Origin of the sequence: Pelagicoccus albus, from assembly GCF_014230145.1 — a bacterium.
Lineage (GTDB): Bacteria > Verrucomicrobiota > Verrucomicrobiia > Opitutales > Opitutaceae > Pelagicoccus > Pelagicoccus albus.
The window spans coordinates 44,219-59,119 of the sequence record NZ_JACHVC010000001.1; the positions used below are offsets into that span (position 1 = coordinate 44,219).

General features: G+C 53.6%; 12 protein-coding genes. All 12 read left to right on the forward strand.

Annotation, left to right across the window (positions count from 1 at the left end; all coding sequences use genetic code 11):
- The first annotated feature begins 174 nt into the window (after positions 1–174).
- Positions 175–606: a type II secretion system major pseudopilin GspG gene (gspG, locus tag H5P27_RS00190; RefSeq protein WP_185658365.1), complete on the forward strand. Its 432-nt coding sequence runs from the start codon at positions 175–177 to the stop codon at positions 604–606.
- Positions 607–648: 42 nt separating this feature from the next.
- Positions 649–1,182 (forward strand): prepilin-type N-terminal cleavage/methylation domain-containing protein, encoded by a 534-nt coding sequence (locus H5P27_RS00195; protein ID WP_185658366.1) that lies wholly within the window; start codon positions 649–651, stop codon positions 1,180–1,182.
- Positions 1,183–1,192: 10 nt separating this feature from the next.
- A complete protein-coding gene (locus H5P27_RS00200; protein ID WP_185658367.1) occupies positions 1,193–1,678 on the forward strand; it encodes a PulJ/GspJ family protein in 486 nt (161 codons plus the stop codon).
- On the forward strand, positions 1,675–2,358 hold the full coding sequence (locus tag H5P27_RS00205; RefSeq protein WP_339382535.1) for a prepilin-type N-terminal cleavage/methylation domain-containing protein: 684 nt from the start codon (positions 1,675–1,677) through the stop codon (positions 2,356–2,358). Before H5P27_RS00200 ends, H5P27_RS00205 begins: the two co-directional genes overlap by 4 nt.
- Positions 2,355–3,386 carry a type II secretion system minor pseudopilin gene (locus tag H5P27_RS00210; RefSeq protein ID WP_185658369.1) on the forward strand — a complete coding sequence of 344 codons (1,032 nt, stop codon included), beginning with the start codon at positions 2,355–2,357 and terminating at the stop codon, positions 3,384–3,386. Before H5P27_RS00205 ends, H5P27_RS00210 begins: the two co-directional genes overlap by 4 nt.
- Before the next feature lie 26 nt (positions 3,387–3,412).
- The gene (locus H5P27_RS00215; protein ID WP_185658370.1) at positions 3,413–4,591 is read left to right on the forward strand and encodes a type IV pilus biogenesis protein PilM; all 1,179 of its coding nucleotides are present in this window, start codon (positions 3,413–3,415) and stop codon (positions 4,589–4,591) included.
- Position 4,592: 1 nt separating this feature from the next.
- Positions 4,593–5,174 carry a hypothetical protein gene (locus H5P27_RS00220; protein ID WP_185658371.1) on the forward strand — a complete coding sequence of 194 codons (582 nt, stop codon included), beginning with the start codon at positions 4,593–4,595 and terminating at the stop codon, positions 5,172–5,174.
- Positions 5,171–7,384: a secretin N-terminal domain-containing protein gene (locus H5P27_RS00225; RefSeq protein WP_185658372.1), complete on the forward strand. Its 2,214-nt coding sequence runs from the start codon at positions 5,171–5,173 to the stop codon at positions 7,382–7,384. The genes H5P27_RS00220 and H5P27_RS00225 overlap by 4 nt, the downstream gene beginning before the upstream one ends.
- A 15-nt stretch (positions 7,385–7,399) precedes the next feature.
- Entirely contained in the window at positions 7,400–7,945 is a 546-nt protein-coding gene (locus H5P27_RS00230; RefSeq protein ID WP_185658373.1) for a hypothetical protein, read from the forward strand.
- 3 nt (positions 7,946–7,948) lie between these two features.
- A complete protein-coding gene (locus tag H5P27_RS00235) occupies positions 7,949–9,646 on the forward strand; it encodes a GspE/PulE family protein (RefSeq protein ID WP_185658374.1) in 1,698 nt (565 codons plus the stop codon).
- A 19-nt stretch (positions 9,647–9,665) separates the two neighbouring features.
- Positions 9,666–10,916: a type II secretion system F family protein gene (locus H5P27_RS00240; RefSeq protein ID WP_185658375.1), complete on the forward strand. Its 1,251-nt coding sequence runs from the start codon at positions 9,666–9,668 to the stop codon at positions 10,914–10,916.
- A gap of 148 nt (positions 10,917–11,064) precedes the next feature.
- Positions 11,065–14,886, forward strand: a complete 3,822-nt coding sequence (locus H5P27_RS00245) for a two-component regulator propeller domain-containing protein (protein WP_185658376.1) — start codon at positions 11,065–11,067, stop codon at positions 14,884–14,886.
- The last annotated feature ends 15 nt before the right edge of the window (positions 14,887–14,901 follow it).

A 14,901-nucleotide genomic window follows, 5' to 3' on the forward strand; every position in this document is an offset into this window, starting at 1 on the left:
TTTATGGGGTTTCGATTACATTTCTGTCATTTAGCCAGCAAGAGGGTGACGAAGCTCGCATTGGGCGCAACATTGTTGCAAAGGGTATAGTCTCTAAACACTTTACACGACTCGAGCTTCCCATTGGAACTCTTCCCCGACTGGTCCCAGAAATTTAGAACGTTTGTATTTATTATGAGAAGGAGAAATAGCCTACGCGGCAAGAAGAGCGGTTTTACCTTGGTCGAAATCCTGTTGGTGCTAGGCCTGATTGCCCTTTTGATGGGCGTAGTGGTCGTCAATGTGGATGGCATCTTCGGTGGCCAGCAGGAAGAGATGACCAAGATGAAGATCAACGAATCCCTCTCGGCTCCCCTTTTCAAGTACAAGACCGACACTGGCAACTACCCGACCACGGAACAAGGCCTGCAAGCTTTGCTAACGAAGCCTTCCAATGATCGCGGACGCTGGCGCGGACCATACGTCAAAAGCGAAGAATCCCTTCTCGACGCTTGGAATCAGGAGCTCAAGTACCGCTTCCCTGGGACGCAGAACCCAGGAAGCTACGACTTGTATTCGCTCGGCGCGGACGGAACTGAATCTGGAGACGACATCGGCAATTGGTAGCGTGAGCTATCGTCGGCGGGCTGGACTCCGGTTCTTTAGCGAATGAGGCGCGTGATCAATGTCAGCCGGAGTGGTTTCACTCTGTTTGAGATCCTGCTCGTTCTGGCTTTGATCGGGCTCCTTTCCTCGCTTTTTGTGCTCAACATCGGCTCGCTTCTTCGAGACGGAGAACTGGAGACTCTGGAGCGTGAATACTGGCGGGCGGTCGAGTCGGCCCGCGCTGGAGCTGTATTCAAACAGCAAGCGCACTTCCTGGAGTGGGATGCCGACGAAAGCCAGTTTCTGGTCAAGGCGGGAAGCTCGGTAGAGTCCTTCCCGGTGTCCTTGGATAGTTCCGGAAACTACGAGATCGACGTCCTTTTCGAAGAGGTCGCCGCGGAAAATAGTTACTTGCTAATTCGCGGTGAGTTGGTGGCGGTTCGAGAAATCGTAACGGTGGGCTTTTTCCCGGATGGGACCTGCTCTCCTTACACTGTTTCGCTGCAAGTGGAGGATTTTGTTACGCGTTTCCAGATGGATCCCTGGACGGGGGTTGAATTGGTGAATCCTCATTCCGGAGAGGAGTCTGCAATCTAGCATCCAAGACATGGATACGGAGGGGGAAGTTAGTTTCAACAAGGCAGGAGCAGGGTTCACGCTGCTTGAGGTCATGGTTGCGATGGCCCTGTTTTTTATGGCGGTAACTTTTTTCTCCATGACCTATTTGAACACCCTGATGGCGGTGGAAGGCATGCGAGTAAACCAAGGCCTTGAACAAGACATGGCCGCCATTCGGCGCCAGGTTTTAGTTCTTGGGGATGTCGAGGAGATCGAGCAGGGCGGCCAGGTCGTTACCGGTGAGCATGGCTTGGCGACATGGAGAGTTGAATACGAGCCTACGGAAGTCGCGGACCTGTTTGAGGTAACCCTGTCGGTGGAACTCGATCCCGATGACGAGGAGAACGGAGTTAGGCAGGCGACTGAAACGTTTTACCTGACCCGTCCAAGCTGGTCCGAAGCAACGGCTCGCGAAGAGCTGCGGGCCCGCACCAAGGAGAAGTTGCTCAATCGGCAACTTAATATCAACCAGTGAGGAAGGGGGCGCATAGATTCAGCCGGTCGGGGCGGCGTTCCGGTTTTACTTTGCTCGAAGTCCTTTTGGCGGTGGCGCTCGGGGCTTTCATAATGACTGCGATCACTACTTTCCTTTTTAGCATGGCGGAGCTTTGGGGCGTAGGTTCGAACGAACGCCTGTTCCAGAAGCACGCTCGCGGAGTGGCCCGCTTTTTGGAGAACAGTTTTCTTAAGGCGTCTCCTCCTTACGACGCCACGGGTGAGGATACGGATCCGGTCTTTTGGATGAATTGGGAGGGCGACGATTCGGAATCGATTTCCTATCTGAGTTTCGAACTGGAGGAAAGTCCGGGCGCTTTGATCTGGCCGGACGAGCCATTGCCGCACGTGGTTTGTTCGCTCGAATTCGAAGAGGGAGAAGGGCTCTTCATGCTTTGGCGTTCCCGTTTGGAAGAAACCTTTGATGACGATCCTCCCAGACGCACTTTGATTTCTCCCTTCGTTTCGGAAATCCGGTATCACTATATCGAATACGAAGAGGAAAATCCGGAGTGGGAGATCGAGACGCTGCCCCAGCAGGAAGCGGACGGGACCTATATCATGCCCGAACGCATCGAGCTCGTATTCCGTTTCAAGGAGGACGAAGTAAAGCGACAGCTCATTCTGCCAACCATCATGGAGGGGACCCCAATCCTATGAGCCTTCGAAGAGATGCCGGAAAGCGGGGCTCGATTCTCCTGATGGTCCTCGTCCTTATCGTGGTGGTTTCCTTTGCCCTGACGATGTTTATCGAAAAGGCGGAAGTGGAGATCAAAGGGGAAGGCTATTTCGTAAAACGCTCGGAGCTGCGTCGAGACGCTTGGTCCATGCTCGAGGTCGCGGTCGCTGTGTTGGCCGACGTGAAAGCGATCGACGGCTCGCTCTACGCTCCAGCCCAAGGTTGGCGTGACCCGCTCGAGTATGCCCAAGTCACCCCTCGCGAGGGGCTGAATGTCCAGTTCGAGTTCATCGACGAGAGCGGGAAGGTGGACATCAACAATTTGGATCGCGATTCGCTTATCCTGCTTTTCGACGAGCTCGGTTTCGACTTGGAGATTTCGTCCGGCCTGAGCGACGTGCTGCTCGATTGGATCGACGAGGATGACGAGACGCGAATCGAGGGAGCTGAATCACGCGAGTACAGCACGCTGGAGTTGGATGCCCACCCTGCCAATCAACCGCTCAAATCTCTGGACGAGCTTCGCTACCTGTTTGGATTTCGGGATCTGTTTTTTGACGAGAATGGCTCTCCCTTGCCAATTTTCCAACAACTCAAAGACGCGGTCACGGTGCAGGAGGTGTCCTCCTTGAATGTCAACTCCGCCACCTCGCTCGCCTTGAGAGCGATAGCCGATTTGGACGAATACGACAAGCAGGCCATCGATGAATTCCTCCGCGGGCTCGACGGAATCGTGGGAACCAGCGACGACAATTACTTCGCGAGCGAGGATGACGTGACGGCAGTATTGGTCGATATCCCCGACGGCGCTCCGCTGGGAAACCAGATATCGGTCTTGACCGTAAAAGTTACCGTGTCGGAAGCAGGCTACAGTTTCACCCTTTGGGGAACAATGAGCACTACTTCCGAAGCGCCAGCTATGGAACAAAGCGGCTCAAATTTGCGTTATCCGTTCGATTTCCTCGAATTAAGGGAACAACCCGGCTTTGATAATGCTCGACCCCTATGATTTTTGCCTAGAGTTATTTCCACCTCGTGACAGCCCTCTCAAAATTTAAACCGAAATCCCAAGTTTACGAACTGGATGCCTTCGTCGTGCCAGGGCATTGGTTCTTCTGTCGTCGCATCGAAATCCCGACGGATTTGCAGAAAGGCGAGGAAGAAGGGTTTGCTCTTTTGGAGCTCGAGGCGCTGTCGCCGTTTCCGCTCGAGCATCTGCACTACGGTTATGTTTTGGATAACGCGGGCTCGTTCGCCTTCGTCTATGCGGCTTATAAACGGAGATTCGAACGGGTTGACTCCTCGGATTGGCGCCGGATCGACGCGGTGTTGCCCGACTTCTTGATCGGCCTCAACGAGATGGCGAAGGCGAGTTCAGGCCTGATGCTTGTGTCCGAGACTTCGCTCATGGCTTTCTCTTTTGACGAGCGCTCAAACCTGCCGGCCGATTTTTATGCCGAAGCTCGAGTTACCTCGAAAGAGGGTGAGGAGCTTTCGCTGGAGAAGCAGTTATCCGGTTTCGCAGTGCGAGCAAAGGCCTCGCTTCAAATCGGGCATTTGCGAACTTGGTATCTCGAGGACGACCGCAAGTGGGAAGGCCGAGCCGCATGGTTTGGAGCGGTGGATGCCAGCGATTCCGATCATTTCCGCCTCGGCTTCAATCGAAGCCAGATTTGGAAGGCGGACCTGCGTGATCCGGAAATGCTGGAGCTTGCCAAGAAAGACGAGCGACAGAACGGTGTTCTTTGGAAGGCAGTGGGTGTCTTGGCGGCCTTGTTTGCTCTGCTACTTTTGGGCGAGCTCTACTGGGGCGGCAGCAAAGCCTATCTGGCCTGGAGGGATGCGGGAATCGTGAAGCGAGCTCCCGAAGTGCAGGAGATCGAAAGCCTCAGTCAGACCAGCGTGACTTTGCGTGATTTCCAGGAATCGGATCTTGCTCCGTTCGCGATGATCGAAGCTTTGCGGCCCTATCAAAATTACCCGGATATCCTTTATCGGAAGTTCGAAACCAATGGTCCGGACGTGTTGATTTTGGATGGTCGGGCATCCCGCCAAAGCTTGGTGACGGAATTCAAACGGAGGCTGGAACGCTTCGACAAGGTTTCGTCGGTCGAGCTGACCCGTTCCGACAACAATACCTCAGGGTCTACTTTCACCATGACGATCCGCTTCAAGTTCGGAGCGTTCTACCAACTCGCGGAGGCTAATCTCTAACATGGCTGCTTCCAATTCACAGTCGCTCTCTTCCCGCGCCGCTTTCTCCATCGTGAAGGCAAAGCGTTCCTTCTTCAAAATGTCCATGCGGGAGAAGGTCCTGGCGCTCTTGTTCGGCTTTGCCTTGGCTGCCCTTTGGTTCTCTTGGCAGGCGGACCGCCATTCCCGGCTTTCGGAGATGCATACGACGGCTCGAAGAACGGAGAACATGCAAAGCATGCAGCTCGCCGAGGGTCCGAATACCCGCGAGACCTACGCCAACCAGATTTCGCAGATCGATCTGGAGTCCCTTCCGTCCAAGGAGGAAGTCAGCGGCCAAATCGACGCCTTGGTGCGACGTTTCGGATTTGATCCGTTCGATTTGAGCGAAGCACGTACGGAAGAGGGGGCGGACCTCAAGTTTCATACCTTCCAGCTTGTCGTTAACAAAGCTCCTTACAGCCGGATCAAATCCTTTACCGAAGCGGTCAAGACGGAGCTTCCTTTCGTCAGTCTCGAGCGGATCGTAATCCAAGCCCAAACCAGAGACGATAATTTCCAGGACGTGCGCTACGTCTTTAAGTCAATTGAATACATAAAATGAGAAACTGGGTCCCAACACTAAAGACAGCGTCCCTAGCCATAGCCTGCGGGCTCGCCAGCCTGCTCAACGCCCAACAAACCAGCACGGTCCGCGAGGCTCCGGATCCGAGCACGATCGTCGACGGCTACCGCATCATAGACCAGGAGTTGGAAGGGGTTCTGCAGATTCTCTCGGAGATGACCGGCCGCTCCATTCTTCGTCCGCAAGCCTTGCCGACTCCTAAGATTACTTTCGATAGCGGTGGGCCGATCACCACCGGCGAGCTAATCCTGGCTTTGGAGAGTTTGCTTAGCCTAAATGACATCGGCGTGTCCCCGCTCGGTGAGCGTTTTCTCAAGGTGGTGCCGCTTAACGAGATTCGCACCGAAGCCCCCGAGTTGGTTGTCGACAGTTTGAGCGAACGCCAAGCGAGCGGGCAAGTAGTGAGCAAGCTGTTCCGTCTCCAACATTTGGATTCGCAAACCTTTCAGCAGCAGATCACGCCTTTCTTGAGTCCAGGATTCAGCACCATTATCCCATTCGAGAATTCCAATGCGGTGATTGTGACCGACACCATCAGTAACCTGCAGCGATTGGAATATGTGGTTAGCGAGGTGGACAAGCCTTCCCGCCTGAACATCGAGCCTGTCTTCTACACGCTGCAGTTCGCCCAAGCGAGCGAGGTGGCGAACCAAATCCAGCAGATGATCGAGGATGCACGCAGCCGTTTTGGTGAAGAGGGTAGTGGAGCTGGGAATTCGGCCACGCGCACCAACCGCCGCAACGAACGGAATCAGGACAGCGACACGCCGCAAACCGTGAGTGATACCGGATCGGCATCGATCAGCCAAATTCTCTTCGGCTCCAATACGGCGATTTCCTCCGACGACCGCACGAACCAGATCATCATCATGACCGCCCCGAGCAACTTGGAGTTTTTCGAGGGCATTATCCAGAAACTGGATATTAAAGCGGATCCATCGACTCGCATCGAAGTGATATCGCTCAAGCATGCGGACGCTTCTGAAGTTCGCGATTTGCTGAGCCAATTCGTATCCGGAAAGACGGATACGGACGGAAATGATCGGAGCTACAGCGATAGCAATAATCGCGACACCTCTGCGGGGAATGCGACTTTCCGCAATAACGAGACGAGCACTACGACGGCTCGGGAAACGATGATGGCCAACCTTGCCAACTCTGCTTGGGAAGATAGGGACAGCCAGTTCAGCAGCTTCATGACGATCCTGGCCGACGAGCGAAGCAACGCACTCGTCATTTCCGGTACGCGCAGCGATTTGTCTCTGATGAGCGCCTTGGTGGAAAAGATCGACGTTTTGCTTCCTCAAGTTCGCATCGAAGTGCTTATCGCGGAAGTAACCCTAAACAAGAATCGTGGGCTCAACCGCGGTATGGATGCCTTCACGGTAACGTACGAGGATCAGGACGATGGGTCTGCCAACATCGAAATTCCGAGCTTCAATCTGTTGGGCTTGGGCGGCAGCGGCACGTTTAACTACGACGATGGAGTAATCTCGGATCTGACTTTGACCGCTATCCTCAATCAAGCCCGTTCCGATTCGGACGTGAAGCTGCTTTCGGTTCCAACTCTCGTTACGACTCACAACAAGGAAGCGAAGATCATCGAAGCGGTTTCCTATCCGATCATTACCAGTTCGCAGAATTCCTCCGTTTCGGATACCTACAGGCAATCGGTGCAGTATCAAAATATCGGTATTGAAATGGTGGTTACACCATTGATTGGCCCTAATGATGTGATCCAGTTGGAGATCGACCAAACCATCGACGACATTTCTGGAAGCGTGACGATTGGCGGAAACGAGCAGCCGATTATCAGTAAACGACAGGCAACCTCCTATGTGAGCGTTTCAGATGGCGAGATGGTAATCCTCGGCGGTCTGCAGAAGAACAAGCTCGATTTCGAAAAGACACGCGCACACTTCCTGGGAGGAGTGCCTATCCTAGGTGGGCTTTTCCGCACCAAGACGGAAGAAGCGACCAAAAGCGAATTGATGGTTTTTCTGCGACCCAAGATTATCCGCACTACGGATGACGTAAACGAGGACGCCATGAAGAAGATCGGCGAGTTGGAGTCGACCAATACGATTGGCGGTTTCCTCGAGACCGGGAAGGTCGAGATACACGAAGACGATACGGAAGAAGAGCAGCCAGAGAAGAAGCGTCGACTTCTGCCAAAGGGCAAACACTAAACGGAGGATTTGGGCATGGTTCGGGGACTCACGACACTACTTGCGCTTTCGATAGCGGGCATCGTTTATGGGCAGACGGACTTCAATCCGTTTCTGACCCCTGCTGCGGACCCGAATGCCAACAAGGAAACTCCGCCTCCTGTGACCACCTTGGATAGTTTCCAGTTCAATGGGATCATGCGTATGGGTGGTACGGTTCGTATCAGTGTTTTCGATGCAAAGGAGAACCGGAATTATTGGCTAAGCGAGGGGGAGATGAACGATGTTGGCATCGAATTTCGCCGCTTGGATGAAAAGAATGAAACCGTGGTCATTTCCAAGGGCAGCGAGAAGAAGAAACTCTCGTTGAACAAGGTAAAGATCGAGCCTCTCAAACTGACGGGCAATGCAACTCCGGCGACCCAGCCTGCTTCCACTCGCATGGTCAGCAATCGTCCACAAGGTCCGGCTAAAGTGGAGTCCGATGAAGAAGCTCGGGCTCGAATCCAACGAGTCGCGGAAGAGATTCGGCGTCGGCGAGCGGAGCGTCGGCAGAAGTTGGAGAATGGAGGGGATAAGTAAGGTATGGACGTCCTGAATACTGGATTTGAAACCCGTTATGGCCTGAATGAGGAGCAGCTTGAGGATGTGCTTTCCTCTCGACGGGCGGAAAGGCTTGGCAAGATCGCTGGATACGCGGGACTCAGTTTAAATGAACTCGTAGGTGAATTGGCGAACTATGCGGAACTGGAGCGAGTGGAGGCGGACCGTTTCGATTTGCGAGCCTTGCAAAAGGTGCCAGTTCGAATTTTGCACGAGTTCCACTGTGTGCCGATCAAGCCTGCGGAGACGGAGGAAGACGATGCGTCTGACTTTCCATTCAACTTGGCCACTGCATGGCCTATCAGTCGGGAGATGGATGACTGGGTTTATGCGGCTTGCGGAGAGCGACCCCATTGGGTGGTAAGCCATCCGGAGCGTATCACGAATTTTATTACGCAAAACTTGGGGGTTGGAGCTGAGAGCTTGGATGACTCTTTCGAAATGGAGGCTGAAATGGTCGCCGAAGAGGAAGAGGATGAGGACGAAGATGCCGCGATCATTCGTTTTGTGAATGAAGTCTTCAACCAGGCCATTAGTGGCGGGGCTACAGATATCCACTTCGAGCCGATGGAGGATCATCTGCGTATCCGCTACCGTATCGACGGTTTGCTGGTGCCAGTTCCTGTGCCCGAAAACTTGAGACGTTTCCAAGACGCCATCGTCTCCCGTCTCAAGATCATGGCGAAGCTCAATATCTCAGAGCGACGTTTGCCTCAGGACGGCCGTATTAATCACCGAGTCGGGAACACGACCTTGGATATTCGTCTCTCCACCATGCCGGTCATGTACGGGGAAAGCATCAGTTTGCGACTTCTCAATAAGAAGGACAAACCGCTTAGCCTTGCCCAGCTCGGCATGTCGGAACGCGATACCCAAGTGGTGAATCGTGTGCTGAACCTGCCGCACGGAATCATTCTCGTTACGGGCCCGACCGGATCCGGTAAATCAACTTCGCTCAACGCCTTTATTCGCTCCATCAATTCCGATGATCGTCGAATCATCACGGTGGAGGATCCGATCGAATACGAGGTGGCGGGAGTCAACCAGATCCAGGTAAAGCCAGACATCGGCTTTGGTTTCCCCGAAGCCCTTCGACACGTGCTGCGTCAGGATCCCAATGTGATCATGGTGGGTGAGATTCGCGACCGCGAAACGGCGAACATCGCCGTACAGGCATCGCTAACCGGTCACCTTGTTTTTTCGACCTTGCATACAAACGATTCAGCGGGAGCGATTACACGCTTGATCGATATGGGAGTTGAGCCGTTCCTGATCGCTTCGAGTGTGGAGATGGTGATCGCCCAACGTCTCTTGAGACGCTCATGTCCATCCTGTACCAGTGTTCGTCCTGCGGAACCGATGGAAGTCGAGGACGCGTTGCGTGTTTTGGATTTGGATCCCGCCCTTGCGGAGGGAGTCAAGGGGCTACCTGATCCGAGAGGTTGCGAAACGTGTCGAGGCATTGGATACAAGGGCCGAATCGGTATTTACGAAATTCTACGCGTGACCGAGAAGATGCACGATCCGATAGTCAGGCGGGAGGCTGCTCCCGTGATACGCCATCTCGGTTTGGAGGCAGGGATGGTGACGCTAGGGAAATCCGGTTGGAATCTTGTGGAAAAGCGATTAACGACTCTCGAAGAAGTGGTTCGAACCATTTCCGTGAAGGAAGGCGAGTAGCGGAGGGAAACGCAGGACTGTGCCGATATTCAAATACAGCGCTAGAGATGCCGGAGGTTCTTCGGTGAGAGGCGAGCTTGACGCTCCCTCCCGCAAGCTCGCCCTTCGTAAGTTGAGCGGCATGAAATTGCGGCCCATTTCCGTAAGCGAAAGCGGGCTCGTTCAAGAAGAAGGGAAATCGGGATCGAAGCTCGGTTCGCTTTTTTCTGGATCTCGGGAAGCTCGTGCTCGGAAACTTGATACGCGCGTTACGCTTCCGTTTCTGACGGCTTTGAAGGAGCTGGTCTCTTGTGGCGTGCAGGCTGGCGATGCCTTGCAGCTAATGAGCGCCCGCTTGAATGATCCTTCCCAAAAGCGACTTGCCTCTTTGCTCTGGGACGACGTGAGGCAGGGGCGTTCTCTGTCGGAAGCGTGCCGCAAGCAAACAGCGGTCTTTGACGACAGCATGGTTAGCCTGATCGAGGCGGGCGAGGCGACCGGTAATCTGAACAATGTGCTCGGACGGCTGGTTTCTAATTTGGAGGAAACCAAGGAGATAAAATCGAAGCTGAGCGCGGCGATGGCGTATCCGGCCTTTCTGATGGTGGTCGCATTCGGGCTTGTCTTGATGTTTCTCTTTTTCCTTCTGCCGCGTATTGAAGGATTGCTTACCTCGCTGGGAGGCAATCTTCCTTGGTCCACGAAGCTTTTGATCGGGATGGCGGAACTTGCGCTTTCCTATGGGTGGCTGGTTATTTTGTTGGGAGCCATTGGCGTGGTTTCTTTGTTGTCTTGGAGAAAGACTAATGCAGGGAGAATCCGTTTTGACGAATTGCTGCTTAGCATCCCTTTGCTCGGTCCGTTCCTGAGGGACGTGCAGGTTTTGAGGATGACTCAGGTTTTGTCTCTGCTCCTAGAAAATGGGATCACCATGGTGCAATCTTTGCACATGTCCGAACGCTCGGTCACCAATTTCGCCATGCGTGAGAAGTTCGCGGAGTCTCGGGCCCGGGTAACGGAAGGGTCCTCCTTGTCCGGAGCGTTCAAGCAGACTGGCTATTTCGAAGGTATGGCGCTCGATATTTTCACGGTGGGAGAGAACACCGGAAACGTGGTGCCCGGCTTAAAGCAGTTGGCCCGTCAGTACACCGAGCGAGTGGACAAGGCCATCAAATCGTTTATCGGCGTCACTTCTATTGGAGTGTTGCTGTTTGTGTTCGTCTTCGTGGGGCTTGTGGCCCTCGGGATCATCTCCGCTGTTTTTCAGCTTAGCGGCAGCCTTTCAGGATAAATCGAAAAGACGCTGAATCGGATTTGAGTTTTTTAGGGTATTAGGGATAATATTGGGGAAGACCTCCTAATTGCGTCCCCTTTTGACCGCTCTCCTCTTACAGCCTAGTTTCAAGTTCCGTGTGGCGCTTGCGTTTATCCTTTGCTGCGTGCTCGGATCATCCCTCTTCGCGGAAACGAGCGATTTGAGGCATCTCCGTTTCCGGGCCCTGAAACTGGAAGACGACACACAGTTTAGTGGCTCCGTAAACGACATCATCCAAGGTCCGCAGGGATTTATCTGGTTTGCGACGGATGAAGGGGCCCATCGTTACGATGGCCACAATATCAAGTCCTTCGTGCATGATAACGAGGATCCCAGGTCTATCGCCAGTAGCTCTGTCGAATTGTTTCACCTGGATGGACAAAACCGGCTTTGGATGGGAACGGAGCGCGGCGTTTCGGTCTATTTGCCGGAGATCGAGTCGTTTAGGAATTTCCCTTTGGACTCGGATGCGAGGCAAAAAGGGCTGCTAGATCGCGTGGCCGGAATCGAATCGGATAGCGAAGGGCAGGTTTACGCCGTAGCGGAGTCCGGCATCATCTATGGTTTCAGCGAGACGGAATCTGTTTTTCATGCTCTGAACGACGAATCGCTCGGTATCGTCAAGTCGCTGGATATCGATCCGCGAGGCCGCCTTTGGATCGGGGTCAATGGAAGCGTATTTCGATTTGATCCTCTGATGGGTGAAATCGTCCAGTTTTCCGAGCCTTTCCAAAGCCTGCAGGACGCTACGAATTTTGTGGAGAGCATCGCCTACGTTTCGGATGAGGAAATCTGGGTGGCCACTGCAACTCAGGGCGCTATTGTTTTCAACAGCCTGAGCGAGGAAGCGGTAGAGAGTCCGAGGCAATTGAGAGGAGAAGGCTACGGGCATCTGGTGAAGATCGACGAGTTTGGAAACGTTTGGCTCGGGCATTCCGGGGGCTTGACGATTCGGGACGAATTAACGGGGGAGGTTGCCCGTTACCATGCGGGAAGGGTGGATGGGGATTTTCCTTCCAGCGAAATCCGGTCGTTGATGCAGGATGATCGCGGCAACGTTTGGGTAGGCTCCTCGCTGCATGGTGTTTTCGTAGCTAATAAAACGAAGCCGTTTGGCAGATTGGCAGAGTATCTGGGTCGTCCTGACGGATTGGAAACGGTAGTTTCCGCTGTTATGGAGGACAGTTCCGGAAATCTGTGGGTAGGCCGGAATACCTCGGGAATCGATGTTTTCCCTGAAAATGGAGGCTTGCCGACTCTCCTAGACTATCAGGCAGGGGCGGCTTCAAGCCTGCCTGATGGTACAGTCTTCTCCATATTCCAAGATTCGAGGGAAACGATTTGGGTGGGCGTTTTCCGCTGCGGGTTGGCTCGGTACCGGCCGGAGTCAATGGATTTCGAGTTCTTCCTTCACGAAGAAGGGAACCCGAACAGCTTGTCCGGCAATGACATTAGAGGTATTCAGGAGGATGATACGGGAAAGCTATGGCTCCTTGTTCATGGCCATGGCCTATCCCATTTCGATCCTGAGTCGGGCACATTCCAGAATTACAGCCGGGACCCTGCAAAAGAGGATTCGACATTGGTCAGTGATTGGGGGACCGCGCTCCTTTACGCCTCGGACGGTACGTTGTACTACGGCACGGATATTGGTTTGAGTGTAGTCGACACCCTAACTGGCGAAGTACAAAACTATATTGCCAACCCGGAGGAAAAGGGCGGTCTCTCGAATTCGGTCGTAAACGATCTGAAAGAGGATTCCCAAGGTAGAATCTGGATAGCGACTTCTGGTGGAGTGGAATTATTCGATCCAAGCTCGAAGGAGTTTAGATCCTGGGGTGTGAAGGATGGCTTGCCGAGTCGAGTGGTTCAATCGGTGGTTCAAGATGCGGATGGACAGATGTGGCTGGGGACCAATCGGGGACTGGTTCGATTTAATCCAACGGACTCATCGATGCGCGTCTATCGCAGGTCCGATGGGCTCTCCTCCGATACGTTTTCAGCGAGAGCAGTGGAGCAGGGCAGGGACGACAGCCTTTATTTCGGCACTAGAGACGGGCTGAGTTACTTTTTGCCTTCCGAGATTGTAGATGACGTCACCCCGCCAACTGTGTGGATCAGCGATTTCAAGGTTTTCAATAGATCCATCGAACTGCGACCGGGCGAAGAAGGGCCGGGCGTCTTGTCCAAAAGCATCCTTCTCACCGATCGCGTTCAATTGGACTACGATCAAAAAGTTTTTTCGGTGAGTTTTGTCGCTCTGGATTTTACCCGGTCCTCGCAGAGCGAATACGCGTACCGCTTGCTTGGCTTTGATCGAAAATGGACTCAAGGGAAGGGAATCGGCGAGGTAACCTACACAAACCTTAGTCCGGGGAATTACACTTTCGAAGTCAAGGCGAGCAACGGTGACGGATATTGGAGCGTAAGTCCTCGCCAGTTGCAGATCGTGGTGATGCCCCCGTTTTGGGACACCTTGATTTTCAGGCTCGGGGTGACGATCCTTTTGCTCGTCATTTGCTCTGTAATTATTTTCTGGCGACTCAATGACTTTAGGCGTCAACGGGAGGTTCTCGCGGCGAACGTAAGCAGAAGGACTGAGCAGCTGAGAAATGCCAACCAGGAGCTCGAGGTCGCCAACTCCCGCTACGAGGAAACGCAAAGCAAGATCCAAGAGCAAAATCGGGAGCTGATGAAGCACCGAACAAATCTGGAGGCAATGGTTTCGCAGCGGACCAAGGAACTGGAAAAGGCTGTGGAGAAAGCGGAGCGTTCGGATCGGCTGAAAACCGCGTTTCTGGCGAATATGTCTCACGAAATCAGGACTCCCATGAATGCGATCATCGGCCTCCTAGACGTGCTGCAGATCGATACGCTAACCGATGCTGAACGAGAGCATTATTCCGCGGTGATCAAGCAAAGTAGCGAAACGCTCATGACCTTGATCGATGACATTCTGGACTTGTCGCGAATCGAGTCCGGCGAAGCGAACATCCAGCTCGAACTTTGCAATTGCGACGAGGTCTGCGAAGAGCTTTTTGCCCTGTTTCGCCACCTCGCCGCTGGTTCCTCGGAAGGAAAGGTGGAGTTGAAACTGGTGCGTGATGATATGGAAGGGGAGAAGCCGGACCTAGACTCTGACTTTGTTTTGTCTGGGCTGGACCCGATTCGACTGAAGCAGGTTCTTACCAATCTGCTCTCGAATGCCATCAAGTTTACCGATAGCGGGCAGATTCTGTTCGGCTACGATTCTTGGTCGGATGAGACTCGCTCCGGTATTAGGTTTTTTGTTACCGATTCGGGGATCGGCATCGCTCCCGAGCAGTTGCATCTCGTTTTCGATCGGTTTCACAAGCTCGAGAAACCCAATGGCCGCGTTTATCGGGGAGCTGGCTTGGGTCTGACTATCTCCAAGAAGCTTACCGAGCTCATGGGAGGAACGATCTCGGTCGAGTCTGAGTTGGGGGTGGGGACTACGTTTCGAGTCGAATTCGAACGGGAAAAGGAGTCTCCCAAGGATCTTGAAAGGTCCGCTGCTGTGGATTCCTACTTGGAGACCAAGCATGACGAGGAGGCCTACCTTGCCGGGAAGCGGGTTTTGGTAGTCGAAGACGAGGAGCCAAATTTCATCGTTTTGGGCAAGTACCTGGAGAAGGCTAAGGCTATCGTGGTGTGGGCCAAAAACGGGGTGGAAGCGGTGGCCCGTTTTGACGAAGAGGAATTCGATCTAGTGCTGCTTGACGTTAAAATGCCCTTGATGAATGGATACGAGGTTTTGAGCCATATCCGCTCTGTGAATACCAGTATCCCCGTGCTTATGCAGACTGCCCATGTGATGGAAGCGGAGCGGCGGAGGTCCGAGGAACTCGGTGCTAACGGCTTCATAGCCAAGCCGTTTACGCAAGGATCCTTGCGTTCGGCAATCGAGCAACTGCAGCTGGCTTAAGGGCGGAGAACTCGG